Annotated in this window: 26 protein-coding genes; 16 read left to right on the forward strand and 10 right to left on the reverse strand. The window is 64.6% G+C overall.

Features of this window, described 5'->3' with window-relative positions; genetic code table 11:
- The first annotated feature begins 85 nt into the window (after positions 1-85).
- The 7 genes from F3H96_RS17250 (at position 86) to F3H96_RS17280 (ending at position 5,655) form a co-directional block, all read left to right on the forward strand.
- Positions 86-1,357 carry an MFS transporter gene (locus tag F3H96_RS17250; protein WP_149802932.1) on the forward strand — a complete coding sequence of 424 codons (1,272 nt, stop codon included), beginning with the start codon at positions 86-88 and terminating at the stop codon, positions 1,355-1,357.
- A gap of 157 nt (positions 1,358-1,514) precedes the next feature.
- A complete protein-coding gene (locus tag F3H96_RS17255) occupies positions 1,515-2,699 on the forward strand; it encodes a cell wall hydrolase (protein ID WP_149802933.1) in 1,185 nt (394 codons plus the stop codon).
- 289 nt (positions 2,700-2,988) lie between these two features.
- Positions 2,989-3,381, forward strand: coding sequence for an AtpZ/AtpI family protein (locus tag F3H96_RS17260; protein WP_149802934.1), 393 nt, complete (start codon positions 2,989-2,991; stop codon positions 3,379-3,381).
- A gap of 65 nt (positions 3,382-3,446) precedes the next feature.
- The gene (locus F3H96_RS17265) at positions 3,447-4,205 is read left to right on the forward strand and encodes a F0F1 ATP synthase subunit A (RefSeq protein WP_149802935.1); all 759 of its coding nucleotides are present in this window, start codon (positions 3,447-3,449) and stop codon (positions 4,203-4,205) included.
- 79 nt (positions 4,206-4,284) lie between these two features.
- Positions 4,285-4,509: a F0F1 ATP synthase subunit C gene (locus tag F3H96_RS17270; protein WP_149802936.1), complete on the forward strand. Its 225-nt coding sequence runs from the start codon at positions 4,285-4,287 to the stop codon at positions 4,507-4,509.
- Positions 4,510-4,570: 61 nt separating this feature from the next.
- The gene (locus F3H96_RS17275) at positions 4,571-5,152 is read left to right on the forward strand and encodes a F0F1 ATP synthase subunit B (protein WP_149802937.1); all 582 of its coding nucleotides are present in this window, start codon (positions 4,571-4,573) and stop codon (positions 5,150-5,152) included.
- Positions 5,153-5,163: 11 nt separating this feature from the next.
- Entirely contained in the window at positions 5,164-5,655 is a 492-nt protein-coding gene (locus F3H96_RS17280; protein WP_149802938.1) for a F0F1 ATP synthase subunit B, read from the forward strand.
- A 130-nt stretch (positions 5,656-5,785) separates the two neighbouring features.
- On the opposite strand, the gene F3H96_RS17285 is transcribed toward F3H96_RS17280, so the two are convergent.
- Together F3H96_RS17285 and F3H96_RS17290 are read right to left on the reverse strand one after the other, a co-directional pair.
- On the reverse strand, positions 5,786-6,481 hold the full coding sequence (locus F3H96_RS17285) for a ribonuclease HII (RefSeq protein ID WP_149802939.1): 696 nt from the start codon (positions 6,479-6,481) through the stop codon (positions 5,786-5,788).
- 194 nt (positions 6,482-6,675) lie between these two features.
- The gene (locus F3H96_RS17290) at positions 6,676-7,830 is read right to left on the reverse strand and encodes a PA0069 family radical SAM protein (RefSeq protein ID WP_149802940.1); all 1,155 of its coding nucleotides are present in this window, start codon (positions 7,828-7,830) and stop codon (positions 6,676-6,678) included.
- Between the two features lie 149 nt (positions 7,831-7,979).
- Here F3H96_RS17290 and F3H96_RS17295 point away from each other — a divergent pair, with 149 nt between their 5' ends.
- Positions 7,980-8,483, forward strand: a complete 504-nt coding sequence (locus tag F3H96_RS17295; protein WP_149802941.1) for a glycosyltransferase — start codon at positions 7,980-7,982, stop codon at positions 8,481-8,483.
- 52 nt (positions 8,484-8,535) lie between these two features.
- On the opposite strand, the gene F3H96_RS17300 is transcribed toward F3H96_RS17295, so the two are convergent.
- The 7 genes from F3H96_RS17300 to F3H96_RS17330 form a co-directional block, all read right to left on the reverse strand.
- Positions 8,536-8,961 (reverse strand): aldehyde-activating protein, encoded by a 426-nt coding sequence (locus tag F3H96_RS17300; RefSeq protein ID WP_149802942.1) that lies wholly within the window; start codon positions 8,959-8,961, stop codon positions 8,536-8,538.
- Positions 8,962-9,085: 124 nt separating this feature from the next.
- Positions 9,086-9,643, reverse strand: a complete 558-nt coding sequence (gene moaB, locus F3H96_RS17305; RefSeq protein ID WP_149802943.1) for a molybdenum cofactor biosynthesis protein B — start codon at positions 9,641-9,643, stop codon at positions 9,086-9,088.
- On the reverse strand, positions 9,630-10,523 hold the full coding sequence (locus F3H96_RS17310) for a 4-(cytidine 5'-diphospho)-2-C-methyl-D-erythritol kinase (protein WP_149802944.1): 894 nt from the start codon (positions 10,521-10,523) through the stop codon (positions 9,630-9,632). Before F3H96_RS17310 ends, moaB begins: the two co-directional genes overlap by 14 nt.
- A gap of 25 nt (positions 10,524-10,548) precedes the next feature.
- Positions 10,549-10,734: a membrane protein gene (locus F3H96_RS17315; RefSeq protein WP_027164591.1), complete on the reverse strand. Its 186-nt coding sequence runs from the start codon at positions 10,732-10,734 to the stop codon at positions 10,549-10,551.
- A gap of 84 nt (positions 10,735-10,818) precedes the next feature.
- The gene (locus F3H96_RS17320; RefSeq protein WP_149802945.1) at positions 10,819-11,676 is read right to left on the reverse strand and encodes a S49 family peptidase; all 858 of its coding nucleotides are present in this window, start codon (positions 11,674-11,676) and stop codon (positions 10,819-10,821) included.
- Between the two features lie 139 nt (positions 11,677-11,815).
- On the reverse strand, positions 11,816-12,613 hold the full coding sequence (locus tag F3H96_RS17325) for a methyltransferase (protein ID WP_149802946.1): 798 nt from the start codon (positions 12,611-12,613) through the stop codon (positions 11,816-11,818).
- Positions 12,613-12,837: a DUF2007 domain-containing protein gene (locus F3H96_RS17330; RefSeq protein ID WP_149802947.1), complete on the reverse strand. Its 225-nt coding sequence runs from the start codon at positions 12,835-12,837 to the stop codon at positions 12,613-12,615. Before F3H96_RS17330 ends, F3H96_RS17325 begins: the two co-directional genes overlap by 1 nt.
- Before the next feature lie 163 nt (positions 12,838-13,000).
- Here F3H96_RS17330 and F3H96_RS17335 point away from each other — a divergent pair, with 163 nt between their 5' ends.
- The 5 genes from F3H96_RS17335 to F3H96_RS17355 all read left to right on the forward strand — a co-directional run bounded on the left by F3H96_RS17335 (position 13,001) and on the right by F3H96_RS17355 (position 18,111).
- Positions 13,001-14,014: a polyprenyl synthetase family protein gene (locus F3H96_RS17335; RefSeq protein WP_149803075.1), complete on the forward strand. Its 1,014-nt coding sequence runs from the start codon at positions 13,001-13,003 to the stop codon at positions 14,012-14,014.
- Positions 14,015-14,122: 108 nt separating this feature from the next.
- Positions 14,123-14,788 carry a GntR family transcriptional regulator gene (locus F3H96_RS17340; RefSeq protein WP_127229569.1) on the forward strand — a complete coding sequence of 222 codons (666 nt, stop codon included), beginning with the start codon at positions 14,123-14,125 and terminating at the stop codon, positions 14,786-14,788.
- 323 nt (positions 14,789-15,111) lie between these two features.
- Positions 15,112-15,702 carry a biotin transporter BioY gene (locus tag F3H96_RS17345; RefSeq protein ID WP_149802948.1) on the forward strand — a complete coding sequence of 197 codons (591 nt, stop codon included), beginning with the start codon at positions 15,112-15,114 and terminating at the stop codon, positions 15,700-15,702.
- A gap of 16 nt (positions 15,703-15,718) precedes the next feature.
- The gene (locus F3H96_RS17350; RefSeq protein ID WP_149802949.1) at positions 15,719-16,135 is read left to right on the forward strand and encodes a DUF1284 domain-containing protein; all 417 of its coding nucleotides are present in this window, start codon (positions 15,719-15,721) and stop codon (positions 16,133-16,135) included.
- A gap of 203 nt (positions 16,136-16,338) precedes the next feature.
- Positions 16,339-18,111: a tetratricopeptide repeat protein gene (locus tag F3H96_RS17355; protein WP_149802950.1), complete on the forward strand. Its 1,773-nt coding sequence runs from the start codon at positions 16,339-16,341 to the stop codon at positions 18,109-18,111.
- Between the two features lie 385 nt (positions 18,112-18,496).
- Here F3H96_RS17355 and F3H96_RS17360 read toward each other — a convergent pair whose 3' ends face one another.
- Positions 18,497-18,958 carry a GNAT family N-acetyltransferase gene (locus tag F3H96_RS17360; RefSeq protein WP_149802951.1) on the reverse strand — a complete coding sequence of 154 codons (462 nt, stop codon included), beginning with the start codon at positions 18,956-18,958 and terminating at the stop codon, positions 18,497-18,499.
- Between the two features lie 191 nt (positions 18,959-19,149).
- Here F3H96_RS17360 and F3H96_RS17365 point away from each other — a divergent pair, with 191 nt between their 5' ends.
- The 3 genes from F3H96_RS17365 to F3H96_RS17375 all read left to right on the forward strand — a co-directional run bounded on the left by F3H96_RS17365 (position 19,150) and on the right by F3H96_RS17375 (position 20,909).
- Entirely contained in the window at positions 19,150-20,073 is a 924-nt protein-coding gene (locus tag F3H96_RS17365) for a glycine--tRNA ligase subunit alpha (protein ID WP_188131443.1), read from the forward strand.
- Between the two features lie 24 nt (positions 20,074-20,097).
- On the forward strand, positions 20,098-20,415 hold the full coding sequence (locus F3H96_RS30590) for a hypothetical protein (RefSeq protein ID WP_188131436.1): 318 nt from the start codon (positions 20,098-20,100) through the stop codon (positions 20,413-20,415).
- Positions 20,416-20,507: 92 nt separating this feature from the next.
- Positions 20,508-20,909: a DUF559 domain-containing protein gene (locus F3H96_RS17375; protein ID WP_149802954.1), complete on the forward strand. Its 402-nt coding sequence runs from the start codon at positions 20,508-20,510 to the stop codon at positions 20,907-20,909.
- The last annotated feature ends 11 nt before the right edge of the window (positions 20,910-20,920 follow it).

Raw genomic sequence — 20,920 nt, forward strand, 5'->3', positions numbered from 1 at the left:
GTCAAAAACTTCCTGATTTTATGGATGAAGCTATGGCGCTACATCCCGTTCGTCAAGAGTCAGCATCCGTCACGGGAATGGAAACATGTCTGCCATCGCCACACGCAGCGACTGCCAGCCGTCCGCGGGAGTCGGCAATTCTTCTCGCCGCGTCTTTGCACCCAACCATCGCTGGAAGGTGCTGGGCATCGGCGTCGCCGCCAATGCCGGCTTCTCCGCCACTTTCTCCGGCATTCCCGCAACCGCGGTGGTGATGCGCCAGGGCTATCACCTCGACAACGTCTCGCTCGGTCTGGCGCTCGGGCTTCTCGGTCTCGGCGTGGCGTTGAGCGAACTGCCCTGGGGCGTGCTTACCGACCGCTGGGGCGACCGTCGCGTGCTGTTGACCGGACTCGGCGCGACGGCGGCATGGCTGTTCCTCATGGCAATGCTCGTCGTGCCGACGAAAACAGTCATTCCCGGCGTCACGCTGCTGTCGGCAAGCCTGCTCGTCGCCGGCCTGCTCGGCGGCAGCGTCAACGGCTCCAGCGGCCGCGCCATCATGGGCTGGTTCGGCGAGGGCGAGCGCGGCTTCGCCATGAGCATCCGGCAGACGGCGGTGCCGCTCGGCGGCGGGCTTGGCGCGCTCGTCCTGCCTTCGCTGGCGGTGGCTTTGGGCTTTACCGCGGTCTTCGGCCTGCTTGCGGCCGTCTCTGCCCTCTCGGCCTATTTTGCCTGGCGCTGGCTGCATGAGCCGCCGGCTGAAAGTCGCGGTGACACCGCCAAGACGACAAGCGGCCCGGCGCCCTTGCGCAACATCGAGGTATGGCGCATCTCGATCGCCATCGGCCTGCTCTGCTTTCCGCAGGTCGCGGTGCTGACCTTCGCCTCGGTCTTCCTGCATGACTTTGCCGGCATGGGCACCTGGGTGACCAGCGCCAGCCTTGCCGCCGTGCAGACCGGCGCCATGGTGATGCGTGTCTGGAGCGGGCGCTTCACCGACCGTTACGGCAACCGCCGTCCGTTCCTGAAATTCTGCAGCGCGTCGAGCGCGCTGGCCTTCCTGGTGCTTTGCCTGCTGGTGATCGGTGCCGCTGCGGTCCCGGCGCTGATGCCGCTGCTGCCATTGCTGGTCGTCGTCGCCGGCATATCCGTCTCTGCCTGGCACGGCGTTGCCTATACCGAGCTTGCCACGCTTGCCGGCGCCGGGCATGTCGGCACCGCGCTCAGCCTTGCCAACAGCTTCGTCTTCATCGGCTTCTGCCTGGTGCCGATCGCCATTCCGTGGCTGTTGGTGTTCTTCGCGTGGCCGGGCGTGTGGCTGGCGGCCGCGGTTTGCGCGGCGATCGCCTGGCCGATCTTCCTGCGCCCAGCCTGACTGACTTACCCAGCCTGATTCTTCGCCGGCTTGCTTTGAAAACGGCAAGCCGACTTTCCCTCAAACATGAAAAGAACATGATCGATGTCGTTAACCCCGCATCAAGGTTAATGCTTCATTTTGGCTCTCCGGGGTCAGTAGCGTTCTGGAGAGTTCCGTGCATCGACGCGTTTCAATGCGGCTTGCCGCCGCCGCCGCCGTTGCGAAAAGACGTTCCTTCCTTCCTCCTTTGGTGCTCGGGCTCGGCATTTGGATCGGCTTTCCGTCGGTCGTCGCCTTTCAGGATATGACAAGCCTGATTTCCGGCCTGGAGTCGCCCAACGCCCGCTGGAACGCCTATATCGAGAAATCCGCCGCCGGCTCGGTGCATGCCGCCGAAATGCCTTTCCTCGATTCCACCACCACAGGCTCGATCTCCGGCTCCGGCGTGAATTTGCCAGGCGTGGGCACCGTCGCCTTCCGCGGCAAGGGCAGCGCCGCGGGCGCAACGCCCGACGAGGATCGCGTCGTGCGCGCCGACAAGAAGGGACGCCTCGTTCAGGTCTCGCCGGTGGCGCCGCCAAAGAATTTCAGCGCCGGCTCCATTTTCGAGCGCGCCTCCTCGCTGCTTCGCCCGAGCATGGACAGCGGTCTGAAGCTCACCTTCGCCAAGCCCGGCATCAAGGGCAAGGAAGTCCAGATCGCCCAGGCCTTCCATCTGCGCGAGAACAAGAAGCCGGACCCCGATGTGCCGGCAGCGCTTGTCGCGCTAGTCAACAACGACAAGCCGGATATCCTTGCCACGGCCTATGCCCAGGCCACCCCGGACTACGCCAAGGCCTCGCCCTTCGAGGCGCTGCTGCAGGACGATCCGAACGATGGCCGCTTCATCCCGCCGATGGGCAAGGGCGACCATGCCTGGCTGCAGAACCCGCTGCCGGCGAGCGTCTTTTCCAAGCCCGAGCAGGCCTGCCTCGCCAAGGGCATCTATTTCGAGGCCCGCAGCGAGCCGGTTCGCGGTCAGGCGGCGGTGGCGCAGGTCATCCTCAACCGCGTCCGCAACCCGGCCTATCCGAAGACGATCTGCGGCGTCGTCTACCAGAACGACAACTGGTTCAACCGCTGCCAGTTCTCCTTCGCCTGCGACGGCAGGAAGAAGAGCATCACCGACCCGGCCTCTTACAAGACCGCGCAGGACGTCGCCATGGCGGTGACCGCCGGCAAGATCTTCATTCCCGAGGTTGGTTCCTCGACGCATTATTACGCCAACTATGTCCATCCGGGCTGGGCGCGCGCCATGCAGCGAATGACCAGGATCGGCTTGCATATCTTCTATCGCACCTATGGCGGCGGCTGGAGCTGAGTCGTCTGGGCGACCGGGGCCAGGCCGCTTGAACGACCGTTCCGGCCATGCTCCTTACAGCTCGCCGTTCATGTCGATCGGCGCGACTTGTCGCGCAGATTCGCGCCGAGTCCTCACGCGGGCGTGAAGGGCACGATGTCGCACCTCGATAAATCGTTGATTTAACTACTAAAAATACATCGCTTCGAAGTTCGGCCCGTGGCTTGACGGGCGCGGACCCTCTAACTATGTTGCCGGCGACTTTAGAAGCGGACGGACGGCAATCGTCTGCCCGGGCAGGGGGGTTGCGATGGCCGACAAGAACGGGCCAGACGGAACCGGAGAAACCGGCCGCGGCAGGCAGCCAGAAGCTACCATCCGCGACGACGAACTTGAGCGCCGCCGGCGCGATCTCGAAGCATCGCTTGCGACGAGACGCACGGAACGGCTCGAGGGGAAAGACGAAGCGAAAGCTGCGACCGGTTACGGTCAGGCGCTGAAACTGTCCAGCGAGTTCATCGCCGGGGTGGTGGTCGGTGTCGGCTTGGGCTGGATCATCGACCGCCTGGCGGGGACAGCGCCTTTCGGTCTGATCATCGGCCTGTTGCTTGGTTTTGGCGCGGGTATACTCAATGTCCTGCGTTCGGCGGGACTGGCATCGGAATTCGGCCAGGGCGGCAAGCCGCGCGAGCCGAGAGAATGAATGAGCCGCCGCAAGGCGCTAAATTGAATTTAAGAAGCCGGTCGTGGCTTTGACGGGGATTTAAAGTGGCTGCTGACAAGGTCGATCCGATCCACCAGTTCCAGATCCATCCGCTCATCCCGATTCACATCGGCGGCTACGACGTCTCCTTCACCAACTCCTCTCTGTTCATGGTCGTGACGATCGTCCTTGCGTCCGCCTTCCTCTACATGAGCACGGCCGGCCGCGCGCTTATTCCGGGCCGGCTGCAGTCAGTGTCCGAGATGGCCTATGAATTCGTCGGCAACATGCTGCGCGATGCCGCCGGCAAGCAGGGCATGCAGTTCTTCCCGTTGGTGTTCTCGCTGTTCATGTTCGTGCTGGTCGCCAACCTGATCGGCCTGTTCCCCTATTTCTTCACCGTCACCAGCCACATCATCGTCACCTTCACTCTGGCGATCCTGGTCATCGGCACGGTCGTCGCCTATGGCTTCGCCAAGCACGGTTTCGGTTTCCTCAAGCTGTTCGTGCCGCATGGCGTTCCTGCCCTCCTTCTGCCGCTGGTGGTGGCGATCGAAGTCATTTCCTTCGTCTCGCGCCCGGTCAGCCTCTCGGTTCGTCTTTTCGCCAACATGCTGGCTGGCCACATCACGCTGAAAGTGTTCTCGGGCTTCGTCGTAAGCTTGAGCGCGTTCGGCGCCTTGGGCGTCGCCGGTTCGGTGCTGCCGCTTGCGATGGCGGTCGCGCTGACCGCGCTCGAGCTGCTGGTCGCCTTCCTGCAGGCCTACGTCTTCGCGGTGCTGACCTGCATGTACCTGAACGACGCCCTGCACCCGAGCCACTGATCGCTTTTCACCGGCGCCCCGGCGCCAGCATACCCAACGTACCAACTGCAACGAACACGCAAACCACAGGAGTTTTGAAATGGACGCAACTGCAGCAGCTGCTATCGGCGCTGGCATCGCCTGCCTCGGCATGGGCGGCGCGGGCATCGGCCTCGGCAACATCTTCGGCAGCTACCTCTCGGGCGCGCTCCGCAACCCGTCGGCTGCAGATGGCCAGTTCGGCCGCCTGATCTTCGGCTTCGCCGTTACCGAAGCTCTGGGCATCTTCTCGCTCCTGATCGCGCTGCTCCTGGTCTTCAAGTAAGAGCCAGCGCTGACGAAAGGGGCCGCATGGTGCGGCCCCGCCGTATGGACAGGGGAATGAGATGTTCGTGACATCTGCCTTTGCGCAAGAAACAGCGCCGGCCGCGGCCGAGGGCGATACACATGCCGGCACTGCCATGCCTGCCGCGGAGCATGAAGCGTTCCCGCCGTTCGATGCCAAGACCTTCCCGTCGCAGATCCTGTGGCTGGTCATCACCTTCGGGCTCTTCTACCTGTTTCTGAAGCGGGTTGTGATGCCGCGTCTTGGCGCCATCATCGATGTCCGCATCGATCGCATCACCCAGGATCTCGACCATGCCGCAAGGCTGAAGGGCGAGGCCGATGCAGCTGTCGCTGCCTATGAGCAGGAACTGGCGGAGGCCAAGGCTAACGCCAACAAGATCGGCCAGCAGGCGAACGATGCAGCCAAGGCGGACGCCGAGAGCACGCGCAAGAAGCTCGAGGCCGAACTTGAGAAGAAGCTTGGCGAGGCCGAGGCGAGCATCGCCTCGATCAAGGCCAAGGCGATGAAGGAAGTCGGCACAATCGCCGAGGACACCACCTCGGCCATCGTTGAGGCGCTTGTCGGCGGCAAGACCGACAAGTCTGAGATCGCGGCCGCGGTCAAATCCGCGAGCCGGTGAGGAGCGGGATCATGGACGCCACATCACTCGCGACACTCTGGGCTACCATCGCCCTGATCATCTTCCTCGGCGCCATCATCTATCTGAAGGTGCCGCGCATGCTCACCAAGTCGCTCGACGCCCGTGCTGCCAAGATCAGCGGCGAGCTCGAGGAGGCGCGCAAGCTTCGTGAAGAGGCCCAGCAACTGCTCGCTCAGTATCAGCAGAAGCGCAAGGAAGCCGAGAAGGAGGCTGCCGACATCGTCGCCGCGGCCAAGCGCGAGGCTGAGCTGCTTGCTTCCGAGGCAGCCAAGAAGACAGAGGACTATGTCGCGCGCCGCACCGCGCTTGCCGAGCAGAAGATCAGCCAGGCCGAGCGCGAAGCGGTCAGCGAAGTGCGCGCCAGCGCCGTCGACATCGCCGTCGAGGCCGCCCGCGCGCTGCTTGCCGCCAAGGTCGACGCCAAGGCCGGCGCGGATCTGTTCAAGTCGGCGCTCAATGACGTGAAGGCCAAGCTGAACTGAGCTGGGTTCATAAGTTTCGAGATCAAAGGCCGCCTGGGCAACCCGGCGGCTTTTTTGTTTGGGGGAGGCGGGGCGGCGACGCTGCTAATCTCCCCCACAAGGAGGGAGATCCGCCGTCACCAGCGTCGCCTCACTCGAGTCCGACGAGAATCTCTTCCTCTTCCACCTCGGCCCCACCCAACCGGAACGGCGCGAACGATGCCCGGTGCAGCCTTGCCACGGGGCCATGCATCTCGATCGCGGTACGGTGCCGGACCGTCGCATAGCCCATATGCACCTCGAAACCGTAGCGCTCGTGATGTCCGCCGCAGCCGCACATCATGCGGTCGCGCATCACCTTAGCGACGATCGAGGCGGCGGCGATCGACTGCGAGCGCTGGTCGCCCTTGATGAGCGCCCGGCCTTCGCAGGCGAGGCCGGGCGGGACGTCGCGGCCATCGGCCAAGGCGAGCTTCGGCTGCAGCGAGAGGCCGGCGGCGGCGCGACGCATTGCTTCGAGGCTGGCCTTCAGGATGTTGCTGTTGTCGATGCCCTCGGCGCTGATCGAGGCCATCGAGACGCTCAGCGCGGAGCCGAGAATCTTGAGAAACAGCGCCTCGCGCTGCAAATGGGTGAGACGTTTGGAATCGTCGAGGCCGTCCGGAATATTGGCGGGGTCGAGCACCACGGCCGCGGCTACCACCGGCCCGGCAAGCGGACCGCGGCCTGCCTCGTCCATGCCCGCGACTGGCCACAGCCCGTCGGCCATCGCCTTCGTCTCGATCGAGAAGTCGGGCTTCTCGACCATTTCAAAGAGAAGCGGAGAATCGGAACGCGCGCGAGCCATGGTGCGGCAAGGTTCGCATCGGCTCCGATTCTCCGCAAGTCCTTCCGGGTCGGATGGGGCGTCGGACCGGGAAGGTACCGTCTCACGGCCGGGGACAGGGGCCGGACGGGATCCTTGAAATGACTGCAATTCCAGACGGAAAATCGCTTTGTCTGGAATTGCCTGGCGCCGGCCCGCCATGGCCGGCACAAGTCTCAGAGCAGCATCAACTGGTCGCCGGCACCGGAGCCTGCGACGAATTGGTCGGTGCGAAGCTGCCGCCGCTCGACGTTGAGGCCGAGCCGCTTGGCGGCAATCTCGAAGCGCCGGCCGATCTGCCAGGCATAGGGACCGGCGCCCTTCATGCGCTTGCCCCATTCGGAATCGTAATCCTTGCCGTCGCGCATCGACCGGATCAGCGACATCACATGCCGGTAGCGATCCGGATAGTGGCGCAAGAGCCAGTCCTTGAAGATCGGCGCCACCTCGAGGGGCAGGCGCAGGATGACGTATCCGGCCTCCCGCGCGCCGGCGGCACGCGCCGAATCGAGGATGCGTTCCATCTCCGGATCGGTCAGCCCGGGGATGATCGGCGCCACCATCACCGAGGCCGGGATGCCGGCATCGGACAACTGCCGGATCGCTTCGAGCCGTTTCGTCGGCGTCGACGCGCGCGGCTCCATGGTGCGGGCCAGCATGCGGTCCAGCGTCGTCACCGACAGCGCCACCTTGGCAAGGCCGCGCTCGGCCATGCGCGACAGGATGTCGATGTCGCGCGTCACCAGCGCCGACTTGGTGACGATGCCGACCGGATGGCCGCGCGCCTCCAGCACCTCCAGGATCTCGCGCATGATCCGGTACTGCTTCTCGATCGGCTGATAGGGATCGGTGTTGGTGCCGATGGCGATCGTGCGCGGCTGATAGCCCGGCTTCGACAATTCCCTGTCCAGCATGCGCGCCGCATCCGGCTTGGCGAACAGCTTCGATTCGAAATCCAGCCCCGGCGACAGTCCCATAAAGGCATGCGTCGGCCTGGCAAAGCAGTAGACGCAGCCATGCTCGCAGCCGCGGTAGGGGTTGATCGAGCGGTCGAAGGAAATGTCCGGCGACTCGTTACGGGTGATTATGGTGCGTGGCTTTTCCACCTGCACTTCGGTCTTGAACGGCGGCAGCTCCTCCAGCGAGTTCCAGCCGTCATCGAAGACATGCCGGCTGACCGGCTCGAACCGGCCGGACGGATTGATGCCGGCCGAGCGGCCGCGATTGCGGTCGGGCCGCACGCGCATGCCGCTCTGCTCGATCATCGCATTTGCCATTTCGGCTCTGCCTGCTCCGAAAGCGGCAATATCGGCACGCACGATCTGTTCCATTTTCGCCCTCTCCCAGGGACTGTCGGCAGGCTGTCGAATCGCTCTGTTCATGAAACTATTCCTATTTTGTCGACGAGAACAAAGCAAGAACTTTTTCGCTTGCGACGCTCAACTGGCGCGGCGCCGCGCTTTCCGCTATTCGGCTAGGAATGCTCAGCGTCCTCATCGAAACCCGCAACGACGAAGAGGCTCTTGCCCGCACGCTGGCCTCGCTGGTCGGCGGCGCGGTCGAAGGCGTCGTGCGCGACGTCATCGTCTGCGACGCCGGCTCGACCGACCAGACGCATCGGGTGGCCGAGCATGCCGGCTGCCACTATGTGACGGGCGGCATCGGCGCCGGTGTCGGCCAGGCCAAGGGCGACTGGCTGCTGCTTCTGGAGCCCGGCGCCCGGCTCGCCGAAGGCTGGATCGACGAAGTCGTCGCGCACACGGCAAGACAGACCATGCCGGCGCGTTTCTCACGCGCCAGGGGTAACCGTTCGCCGTTCCTGGCGCGCGTGTTCTCGGGCAACCGCGCGCTGGCCGAGGGGCTTGTCATCAGCAAGCGCCAGGCCGCCGCGCTCACCAAAAGCGCGCGCAGTGCGGAAGCGCTGGCGCGCGGCCTCGCCACCAGAAGGCTGAATGCCGCGATCTGGGTCGCGCCGCCGAAGTGATGAACCGCCATGCGGGCAGACCGGCCGTTGTCCGTGCAGCAGGCAGGCCGGTTCACCGTCCCTGAATTTCAACCGGCATCCAGGCGCCGCGACGTCTGGCCAGACGTTGCTCGCGCGTCTCGGCATCGTAGCGTACCGGAACAGCTTCCCGGGAAAACCTTTCGCGCTCGTCCAGCGCGTTGACGATGACGATCGCCCTTGCGTGCTCGCCGTCGCCGCAGATCGCGGCGACATAGACCCCGCATTCACGGCAAAGGATATAATCGGCGGTGCGCAGGCCGAAGCGATAGACCTGAAGCTTTGCTCCGTCTTCGACCAGGATGGTCAGGCGTCCGCCCGGATCGGCGGCGGCACGCGAACCGTGACGAACGCAGAACGAGCACTGGCAGGCGCGGATTTCGATCCGGGCGGGATCGAGTTCGGTTTCGAAACGGAGGCGGATGGCGCCGCAATGGCATCCGCCGCTGTGGACCGGCATGGCTCGCTCCCTTGCTTGTCCGCGCAAGCTACTTCGCCGGCGTCGGCCCTGGAATGGCGCCTCGAAGGCAACAAGCGCCGTTCTGCCTGGCAAACGGGCTGCCGCCTGGGCGCGTTGCCTTCGTTTACGAGGAGGCCTTGCCGCCGCGCCTGAGATGCTCGTCCAGCCGCGGCATGATCTCGACGAAGTTGCAGGGCAGGTGCCGGTAGTCGAGCTGCGCCTTGATGATGCCGTCCCAGGCGTCCTTGCAGGCGCCGGGCGAGCCCGGCAGCACGAAGACGAAGGTGGCGTTGACGACGCCGCCGGTCGCCCGGCTCTGGATCGTCGAGGTGCCGATCTTGTCGTAGGAAATGCGGTGGAAGACTTCGGAAAAGCCGTCCATGCGCTTTTCGAAGATCGGCTCCAGCGCCTCCGGCGTCACGTCGCGGCCGGTGAAGCCGGTGCCTCCGGTGGTGATCACCACGTCGATATTTTCGTCCTTCGACCAGCCGAGAACCTTGTCGCGGATCTTTTCGCGGTCGTCGGTCACGATATCGCGCGCGGCAAGGGTATGGCCGGCTTCGGTGATGCGGTCGGCCAGCGTCTGGCCGGATTTGTCGTCGGCGAGGCTGCGCGTATCGGACACGGTAAGCACCGCGATGCGCACCGGGACGAAGGGCCGGCTCTCGTCAATCCCGGGCATCGGTCACTTCCATGCTGCGCGTCGCGGCGACGAACCAGTCGGGATGGCGGGCGCGGATCTCGATTGCCGCGCGCTTGGCGACGTTGCCCGTTTCGAAAAGGCCGAAACATGTGGCACCGGAGCCGGACATGCGCGCGAACGCGGCGTCGGCGCGCTTGAGCGCCTTGAGCGCCTCGCCGATCGCCGGTTCGATCGAACGGGCCGCAGCCTCGAGATCGTTGCGCGTCGTCCCCAGCCAGTTGCGGACGGCATGGAAGTCAAGGCGCTTCGGCAGCGGCGGCAGCGCCTCGTTGTCGCGCCTGGACAGCGCCTCGAACACCTCCGGCGTCGAGACTGAGACGCCCGGATTGACCAGGACCAGGCCGAGCGCCGGAAACGCGGAGAGCGGCGACACTTCATCGCCAATGCCGCGCGCGACCAGCGGCCTAGCCTCGAGGCACATTGGCAGATCGGCGCCCAGCGTGAGCCCGACCCGCGCCAGCGCCTTGTCGTCGACATCGAGCTTCCAGAGCCGCGTCAGACCGCTGAGCGCTGCCGCCGCGTCGCTCGAGCCGCCGCCGACGCCGGAGGCGATCGGCAGGTTCTTCTCCAGCCTGATGGCAACCGGCGGCGTGTGCCGGGCGCCGGCCTCCCGGCGCAAGGCGTCGCGCGCCTTGACCACCAGGTTGCCCTCGTCGAGCGGCAGGCTCGCGGCATAGCGGCCCGATACCGAGAATTCATCGTGCGCCGCCGGCGCGATTTCCAGCCGGTCGCCGAAGCGGGTGAAAACCGCAAGGCTGTCGATGAGATGGTAGCCGTCGGCGCGCCGTCCGGTGACATGCAGCGCCAGATTGATCTTGGCGGGCGCAAGCCACGTCCGGATCTCTATGCCGGGCTCCAGAGTGTCGGCTGTTGGCGAGATGGGATCAGTCCTTGGCGAGACGATATTCGCCGGTCTTCGGATCCTTGACCAGCGTGCCCATCGTGCCGTTCGCAGCCTGTTTCTCGGTGCGCCGGATCTTGGCCGTCACGCGCTCAGCCTCGCGCACGAAAGCGCGGTAGCCAAAGTAAGCGGCGGCGCCGACAACGGCGAAGAAAATGATCTGCGGCATCTCAAAAACTCCTCCCGCTCTTCGCGCGGCAAGGCCGGCCGAATGGGTCGGTCAACTTCCATGCTAGCCGCATTCATGGCTTTTTCAAAGCCCGAAGCGCGCCCACAGCGCGCGCTCTTCCGCCGCATCGAGGACGCCGCTGGCCGCGGCCGCGGCGATATCGGGCGCCGAAAAGCGTGAGCCGAACAGGCCGAAACGGCCGAACAGACCGCGCGGCGCGGTGATCAGCTTGAGCTGCGTCTTGTCGCCGAAACGGGTCCTGAGGACGCTGCGCATGTCGCCCAGAGCATCGACGAGGCCGAGCTCGAGGCCTCTCTTGGCGGTCCAGAACAGGCCGGTGAACAGGTCCGGGTCGTCCTTCAGCTTGCTGCCGCGCCGCTCCTTGACGAGGTCGATGAAGGTCTCGTGCACGTCGAGCTGCAGCGCCTTCAGCCGCTCGACGTCTTCCTTCTTCTCGGGCTTGAACGGATCGAGCACGGCCTTGTTCTGCCCGGCAGTGTGGACGCGCCGCTCGACGCCGATCTTCTTCATCAGTTCCGGAAAGCCGAAGGAGGCGGAGACCACGCCGATCGAGCCGACGATCGAAGACGGATCGGCGAAGATCTCGTCGCCGGCGACCGCGATCATGTAGCCGCCCGAGGCCGCCACGTCCTCGACGAAGACGAGCACCTTCTTGTTCTTTTCCACCGCCAGGTCGCGGATGCGCTTGAAGATCAGGCGCGACTGCACCGGGGAGCCGCCCGGCGAATTGATCGAGATGGCAACCGCCGGCGCATCGAAGCCGAACGCCTTTTCGATCAGGCCCGCCGTCGAGGCGAGCGACAGGCTCGGCCGGAACTGGCCGCCACCCGGCATGATGGCGCCTTGCAGCCGGATGACCGGAATGGTGACGACTGTCGAGCGCCAGGATTTCGGCAGCAGGCGGTTGAAGAGGCGTTTCACGAACAGTGTCTCCGGACAAAATGCAAAGGAGCAAGATGAGCTCAGGCTAGTCGGTTTTGTTCCCAGGGCCAGGCATCATCCTGCTTTGGCATGTAAGGAACTCGCCTGCCCACGGCAATGGCGCATCGCCAGCCCCGGATCAATCGCTGAACAGCGACGCCAGGCCGTTATTGATCATTTCCGTCCGCTCGCCCGGCTCGTTGCCGTGTGGCCCGTGCAAGGTGAGCGGCGGGCGGATCGACAATTTTCCGCGCGCACCGAGCGCCGCCCTGACCACGATGCGGATCGCCGCCGCGTCGGGTCGCGGATGGACGCACAGCATCTCGGCATCGCCGAAGCGTCCCTCCATCGCATCGAGAATGGCGACCAGCTGCTCGGGCCGCGCAATGACGGCCAGCCCGCCGCGCGGCTTGACGACGGCGGCAGCGCTCCTGATCCAGCGTTCGAACAGCCCGTCCTCCGTCACATGTGCTTGCCTGCGCAGGGCGTCAGGCGTCGAGCGATCTTCGGCGGCGTTGAACGGCGGGTTCATGATCACGAAATCGAAGGAATTGTCGGCAAGCCCGGCCCCAGCTCGCGCGCGGCCGGTCAGCGTGACGTCGGCCGTCAGCACCGAAGCGCGGTCGCCGAGATGCGCATTGCCCGGATGCGAAAGCGTGGCGACGGCGAATGCCGCCATTTCGGCGGAGCGCTCGATGAGCACGGCCTTTGCCGCGGGACAGCGCGACAGCACGGCAAGGCCGGCTGCACCGGCGCCGGCGCCGAAATCGGCGAGGCGGCCGGCAAAGCCGGACGGCACGGCTGCCGCCAGCATCATGGCGTCCATGCCGGCGCGATGTCCGCTGCGGCTCGGCTGCACCAGCCAGAAGCGTCCGCGGTGGAAGGCATCGACCGTGTGCGCCGGCGCATCCGGGACGGGGGCGGTCGTCGCTGTCATTATTTTCTGCGGATCTCGTTTCCGATGCCGGCATCCTTGAGGATGCGGCGCGCCGCATCGACTTTCTCGGCATCGACCATCACGCGCCGGGGCAGGATGCCGAGCGAGCCGTCGAGCACGCTCATATTCTGGTCGGCGACGAAACAGGCGATGCCGGCGTCGCGCATCAGCGATTCGACAAAGGAGATCACGACGGCGTCGTTGGTGCGGACAAGCTCGATCATGGAAAGAAAATCGCAGGTTGCGGCGTTCCTGTAAACGTCGGGGCGAGCCCGCACCGCTATAGCCGCGCCAATTCGCCTCTTGCCGTGCCTGGTTGTACCGCCCTAGAGTCGGCTCGGGACTAAGGGTGCCGTCGTGCGCGTCAATGAGACGGGAGTTGTCGTGGTGGGTGTCGTTCTCAACATCGAAGGCAAGCGGGAACCCGCTTCCATCAAGGATCTCATCGATCTGACGGCAACCGACATGGGCCGCGTCAACGAGCTGATTCTGTCCAAGGCCGGTTCCGACGTCGAGATGATCCCGGAGATCGCCAACCACCTGATCTCTTCCGGAGGCAAGCGGCTGAGGCCCATGCTCACGCTCGCCGCCGCGCAGATGTTCGGCTATTCCGGCGAAGGCCACGTCAAGCTCGCCACGGCGGTCGAGTTCATGCACACCGCCACGCTTCTCCATGACGACGTCGTCGACGAGAGCGCGCTGCGCCGCGGCAAGAAGACGGCGCGCATGATCTGGGGCAACCAGGCAAGCGTGCTGGTCGGCGATTTCCTGCTTGGCCAGGCCTTCCGCATGATGGTCGAGGTCGGTTCACTGGAAGCGTTGGACATCCTGTCGGCTGCGGCCTCCATCATCGCCGAAGGCGAGGTCATGCAGCTTGCCGCGGCCAAGAACCTCGAAACCACCGAGGACGAGCATTTCGCCGTGATCAAGGCCAAGACCGCGGCGCTGTTCTCGGCCGCCGCCGAAGTCGGGCCGGTCATTGCCCAGGCCTCGCGCACCGATCGCGCCGCACTTCGCTCCTACGGCATGAATCTCGGCCTTGCCTTCCAGCTCATCGACGACGCGTTGGATTATGGCGGCTCGAGCAAGGATCTCGGCAAGAATGTCGGCGACGATTTCCGCGAGGGCAAGGTGACGCTGCCGGTGATCCTCGCCTACCGGCGCGGCACCAAGGCCGAGCGCACCTTCTGGAAGCGCGCCATCGAGGACAACGTCACCGACGATGCCGGGCTCGAAAAGGCGATCGGGCTGATGGCCCGCCACGGCGCGATTGCCGACACGATCGGCCGCGCCCGCCATTTCGGCGAGATCGCCCGCGACGCTCTGGCGCCGCTGGAGGCGACGCCGCAGAAGTCGGCTTTGGTCGACGTCATCGATTTCTGCATCAGCCGCGTCAACTGAGCCTGCCGGTCTTCCCGGCGCTTGTCTGGCATTCACTGGGACAGGGCACCTGTGAATCCCGCTTTGGCGGTCTCGACAAAGGGCGGCTCTGCAAATTATCTATAAAATATGGCCAGCACCGAAGACACGATCGCCGTCCGCATCAGCAAGGAACTGGCGGACCGCATCATTTCGGGCGCCATCGAGCCGGGCTCGCGGCTGCGCCAGGACCATGTCGCCGAGGAATTCAACACCAGCCACGTCCCGGTGCGCGAGGCCTTCCGCCGCCTGGAAGCTCAAGGGTTGGCGATCAGCGAGCCGCGCCGCGGCGTGCGCGTCGCTTCCTTCGATCTCGGCGAGGTCAGGGAAGTCGCCGAGATGCGGGCCGCGCTCGAGGTGCTTGCGTTGCGCCATGCCGCGCCGCATCTGACGGCGTCGATCCTCGACCAGGCCGAGGAGGCGACCAAGGCCGGCGACAAATCCCGCGACGTGCGCTCCTGGGAAGAAGCCAATCGCACCTTCCACCGGCTGATCCTTGCGCCCTGCAACATGCCGCGCCTGCTCTCCACCATCGACGACCTGCACGCGGCCAGTGCCCGCTTCCTGTTCGCGGCCTGGCGCTCCGAATGGGAAATCCGCACCGACCAGGATCACCGCGCGATCCTGAGCGCGCTCCGGCAAGGCAACACCGAATCGGCTGCCGCCACGCTCGGCCGGCACGTGCAATGGATTGGTCAGAAGCCGGTCAAGACCGCCTCCGGCAGGACCCGCGACGCCTTCGCCATCGTCGGGTAGCGGGCTGGGCTTTCCACTTCGTCATCTAGGGCGGAGCAAGGAGCGAAGCGACGCGCGCAGACCCCAGAATCCATGCCGTGACGCCGATCGAAAAACAAACGGATCAAGAAGTTACGCTGATCGACGCCGGCGCCGGCCATTCTCGACCGCTGGAGTGCTGCCGCCAGGTCACGGCATGATTCCAGGGTCTCCGCGACGGAGTTCCACTCCTGCTTCGCCTAGGATGACGACCCCGCGGGCTTGCCATCTTCTCGAAAATATGGATTCGATAATAGATCGAATACAAAGATTATCTATAATTTCTACCAACCAGGGAAGACACCGTGACCAACGCAGCCGCTTCGACCGACGACCCCTCCTTCAGCCCGCTCCGGCTGCACAGCCGCTCCCTCGCCTGGCGCACAGGCGCGGTCGTTCTCGGCTCGCTGTTCCTCGCCTTGTCCTCCTACATCGAGGTCCCCATGGTGCCGGTCCCGGTGACCATGCAGACCTTCGCCGTCACGCTGGTCGGCGCGCTCTACGGCTGGCGCTTCGGCGCGCTCACTATTGCCGCCTGGCTGGTTGAGGGCGCGGCAGGGTTTCCGGTGCTGGCCGGCGGGGCGGCTGGCCTGCAGCATTTCGTCGGCCCGACCGGCGGCTACCTCTTTGCCTTCCCGGTGGTCGGCGCGGTTGTCGGCTGGCTGGCTGAACGCGGCTGGAACGGCAGCCGCGTCATGCTTGCCTTCGCCGCCATGCTCATCGGCAACCTGCTTTGCCTGGTTCTCGGCACGGCCTGGCTTGCCGTCATGATTGGCGCCGAGCAGGCCATCACCTTCGGCTTCCTGCCGTTCATCGTCGGCGGCCTGCTCAAGTCGGCGCTGGGCGCGGCGACGCTGAAGCTGGTATCGGGCAATCGGCCCGCCGATCCCCGGTAACGTTGCCCGTTGACAGATGACCGTCAGGCTGCGCGCCCATCACCTGCTTTGCCTGCTGACCTATGTCGGCAAAGGCTACTCGCCGGCCTTCACCGCCAACTATGACGTTGTGGTGGAGCGCCTGGCCGGGGGCGAGGATATCCAGATCGTTTCCGGTCCGGACGACATCTGCACCCCGCTGCTGGACGAGCCCGACGCGCACTGCCTGGGCGAAGGCGCCGCCGGACGGGACGAGCTTGCGGCGCAAGATGTCGCCGATCTTCTGGCCCGGCCGCTTCAGGCCGGTGCCCGGATTGAATTGGATGCTTCGACCCTGGCGCGGATGCGCAAGGCGTTTTCTTTGGGCCTGACGCGCAAAGCTTGTCCAGGCTGCGAGTGGTTTGAGTTATGCGGCGCGGTCGCGGCGGGCGGATTTCACGGAACGCGCCTTTAGCCGTGCTGCTCGGCTGAGGTCGATTTTTCAGCCGTTAAACGCATATTTTTCCTGCTTGCCATCGTTTGTTAAGCGGGATGATCGGATTGTGATTCGCTTCTGCATTGAAGCCTGACCGCAAAAAGGCCATGCTTTGACCGGAAAAGTTCGAGTCTGTGGGCGGTCCGCCAAGGGCGGGATCGCGTCTGGCTGAAAGGGATACGATGCCGCAAGGACGTGCGCGCTGGCTGACGAGGCTGGCATTTTTGACCGGCGTGGCGCTTTGGGTACTGCCGGTCCAGGCCAAGGAAGGCCAACCGCTCCAGATCACGTCTTTCTCGGGCGCTTATCTTGCGGCCCATATCGCCGAAAGCGACAACGATCTCGACGACGCGATCGCCTATTACAAGCAGGCTCTGGCCTTTGCGCCGGACGACAAGGAACTGCAGCAGAGCCTGATGCTGGCGCTGGTCGCGCAAGGCCGTTTCGAGGAATCGCTGGTCTATGCCGACAAGCTCAAGGAAGTGCCCGATGTCGAGCGCTTCTCGCGCCTGGCGCTGGCGGTCGATTCCTTCCACAAGAAGGATTACACCAAGGCGCAGTACTGGCTGAAGCTCTCGCTCGAATCCGATCTCGACCGGTTGCTCTCCGGCGTCATGGACGGTTGGGCCAAGGAGGGCGCCGGCAACGCCTCCGAGGCGATGGAGTCCATCGATAAGCTGAAGGGCCCGGACTGGTTCGGTCTGTTCAAGTCCTTCCACCGCGCGCTGATCGCCGATGTCGCTGGCCTCAACGACAAGGCCGACGAGATTTACGCCGCGACCATGGCCGACACGGCTTCCGGCGGCTCGGCGCCCGAGACCTGGATGCGCAACGCCCAGGCCTATGCCTCGTTCCTCGCCCGCAAGGGCGACAAGTCGAAGGCGCTCGCGGTGCTTAACCAGGCCGAGGCCTTCGCCCCTGGCAAGCTCGAGATCACCACGCTGCGCGACCGCATCAGCAAGGGTGACAAGATCGGACCGCTCGTCGCCGGTCCGGCCGACGGGGCGTCCGAGATCCTGCTCGACCTTGCCACCGCGCTCAACCGTGGCGGCGGCGAGCCTTTCGTGCGGCTTTACCTGCAATACGCCCTGGCGCTGAAGCCGGACAACGACGCAGCACTTGTGCAGCTTGCCGGCGTTGCCGAGCAGCTGAAGGACGGCGAGGGCGCCATCGCGCTTTACCGCCGCATACCGGCATCCTCGCCGCTGAAGGAGCTCTCCGACCTGCAACTCGGCCTCAACCTTGCCGATCTCGACAAGCACGACGAGGCGATCGCCCACCTCAAGGCCTATATCGACAAGCATCCGGACGACATGCGTGCCTATCTGGCGCTGGGTGGCGTCTATGGCTCGAAGGAGGATTTCCGCTCCGCGGCCAATCTCTACGACAAGGCCGTCGAGCAGCTGAAGACGCCGACCGCCGCCAACTGGAACATCTTCTACCAGCGCGGCATCGCCTATGAGCGGCTGAAGGAATGGCCGAAGGCGGAACCCAATTTCCGCAAGGCGCTGGAACTGCAGCCCGACCAGCCGCAGGTCATGAACTATCTCGGCTATTCCTGGGTCGACATGAACATGAACCTCAAGGAAGGCCTGGCGATGATCCAGAAGGCCGTCGATCTGCGGCCGAACGACGGCTACATCGTCGATTCGCTGGGCTGGGCCTATTTTCGCATGGGCCGTTTCGACGACGCCGTGCGCGAGATGGAGCGCGCCGTGTCGCTGAAGCCGGAGGACCCGGTCCTCAACGACCATCTCGGCGACGCCTACTGGCGCGTCGGCCGTAAGCTCGAGGCCACCTATCAGTGGACCCAGGCGCGCGACCTGAAGCCGGATCCGGATGTGCTTGCAAGCTTGCAGCAGAAGCTGCTCAAGGGTCTGCCGCCGATCGAATCCAACACCGCCCAGGAAACCCCGAAGGTCAAGCCGGTGCCGGCGCCCGCGCCGAAAGGCTGAGCGACTTTCGTCGACATTCAAGAATGCGGGGCTCGTCGAGCCCCGTTTTCGTTTCGGCTTGGCTTCTTAGCCGAAACGCCCATCGCGATCATCATTCTATGGCGGAGCAAGGAGCGAAGCGACGCGGCGCAGACCATAGAATCCATGCCGTGACCTTAAGGCGTTGCAACGGTGCAGAATTCTGCTCCGCTGCATTCCACGGCTCAGGTCACGGAATGGATTCCAGGGGTCTCCGCGACGGAGCTTCGCTCCTGCTCCGCCCTTGGAATGACGAGGTCTGGAAGGCTTCAGCCAATCCCCAGCGTTTGCGCTGATCTCGCGGAAATAAACGATGAAAGTCTTGCCGCTCGACAAACAGCGGCCTTTCAACCCCTGTATCGAGGAACTAGAACATCCTGCGATAAACGACGAAGCCGGACCGCTCGCCGATCCCGTCGTAGAGCTGCATTGCGGTATGGTTCGTCTCGTGCGTCAGCCAGTAGACGCGGTTCGCACCGGCTTGCCCGGCGCGTTCATAGACGCCTTCGATCAGCGCCCGGCCGACGCCCTGGCCGCGCGCGGCCTGCGCGGTGAAGAGATCCTGCAGGTAGCAGCTCGGCGCGATCGCCGTCGTCGAGCGGTGATAGAGATAATGCACGAGGCCGAGAAGATTGCCCTCGCGCTCGGCCACCAGCGCATGCACCGGCTCATAGGCGTCGAAGAAGCGCGACCAGGTCCTCTGCGTGATCTCGCCGGCAAGCGCCGTGGGGCCGGAGCGCCGGTAGAACGCGTTGTAGCCGTCCCACAGCGGCAGCCATTGCTCGTAATCCTGTCGGATGACGGGTCTGACGGCGAGTTCACCGGACATGACGGAACCTTCGTTGTTGAGCTCGGCGGAGCAGACCGGGACCGCCGCTCGCCGGCAATGGGCCAGCCGGCCGCAAAGCGTTCAACCTCGCCCGATGTGGGGCGCCGCCTTGACGCTCGCCGGCCCGGCAACTAGGGAAGCGTCGTTCCGAGCTTTCCGAGGCCGCAGTGACCATCGAGATTCCCGCCCATATGCATCCCAGCCGCTCTTTCCAGGGGCTGATCCTGACTTTGCACAATTACTGGGCGGATTATGGTTGCCTCATCCTGCAGCCCTACGACATGGAGGTCGGCGCCGGCACCTTCCACCCGGCAACCACCTTGCGCGCGCTGGGCCCGTTGCGCTGGAACGCGGCTTACGTCCAGCCCTCGCGCCGGCCGAAGGACGGCCGCTATGGCGAGAACCCGAACCGGCTGCAGCACTATTACCAGTACCAGGTGATCCTGAAGCCCAATCCGCCGAACCTGCAGGAACTCTATCTCGGCTCGCTAGAGGCGATCGGCGTCGATCCGCTGCTGCATGACATCCGCTTCGTCGAGGACGACTGGGAAAGCCCGACGCTGGGCGCCTGGGGACTAGGCTGGGAGTGTTGGTGCGACGGCATGGAAGTCTCGCAGTTCACCTATTTCCAGCAGGTCTGCGGCATCGAATGCGCGCCGGTGGCGGGCGAGCTCACCTACGGGCTTGAGCGGCTGGCGATGTATGTGCAGGGCGTCGACAATGTCTACGACCTGAACTTCAACGGCCGCGAAGGCGCTGAAAAGGTTACTTACGGCGATGTCTTCCTGCAGGCCGAGCAGGAATATTCCCGCCACAATTTCGAATTCGCCAACACCTCGATGCTGCTTCGGCATTTCGAGGACGCCGAGGCCGAGTGCAAGGCGCTGCTCGATGCCGGCACGCCCAAGCCAGGTGACAATCTGGCCATGCACCGCATGGTCTTTCCCGCCTACGACCAGTGCATCAAGGCAAGCCATGTCTTCAATCTGCTCGACGCGCGCGGCGTGATCTCGGTCACCGAGCGGCAAAGCTACATCATGCGCGTGCGCAATCTGGCCAAGGCGTGCGGCGAGGCGTTCCTCAAGACGCGGGCTGGCGGGCTGGCGGCGGCTTAAGCCGCTACGGCTTTCTCGGTCTCGATGGCCGCGCTGGCCGGCAACGCGATCTGGGCCGTTGCCCCGTCGATCATGCGCATCGCCTGCCTTACCCCCGGCATCGTGATCGAGCCATGCACCTGGGCGGCGAAGCAGGCGCTGAGCGCCAGGATCTGCAGGGTTCTCGATGCCGTCTTCATCGTCGTTCAGCCAATAGTTCTCTGCCTGAGCGTGTGTCGCTTCAGCGCCGCGTTCGGTTCATGGGAAATTCTGCTCCAAGGACGAGCGCGTTCGCCCGGTCCCGACAGCCGGCTGGAAAAATTCCGCGGAACCGATCCAAGAGACAATCTGCTTGCGGGGTGACAGCGGCCGGCCGAGTTGCTATGCGCTCCTACCTCCCCCTTGATGGGGGAGGTCGCCGCGAAGCGGCGGGTGGGGGTGACTGGCGCTTCCCTATGCCAAAACTTGACCGTTTCAAGCTGCAATCCGCGCGTCGGCTTCGCGCCTCGATGACGGATGAAGAACGGCTGCTGTGGCGGCACCTCTGGCGCATCCCGGTCGAAGGGACGCACTTGCGCCGACAGGCGTCAGTCGGTGCCTATTGTCCCGACTTCATGTCCCATCGGCTGAAGCTGATTATCGAGGTGGATGGTTCCCACCACAGTGTCGATGCGCAACGGCACCATGATGAAGTTCGAACACGGTGGTTTGAAAGCCAAGGCTATCGCGTCGTCCGTTTCTGGAACCATGAGATAAAAAACGAACTGGATTCCGTGCTCGATACAATTTATGCGGCGGTGGAAGAACGGAAATCACACCTGCATCTGCGCGATGGTGCCGAAGGTAATGGCGGCTGAGAGGCCGCCAC

It is taken from the genome of Mesorhizobium sp. NFR06 (assembly GCF_900115245.1).
Lineage (GTDB): Bacteria > Pseudomonadota > Alphaproteobacteria > Rhizobiales > Rhizobiaceae > Mesorhizobium.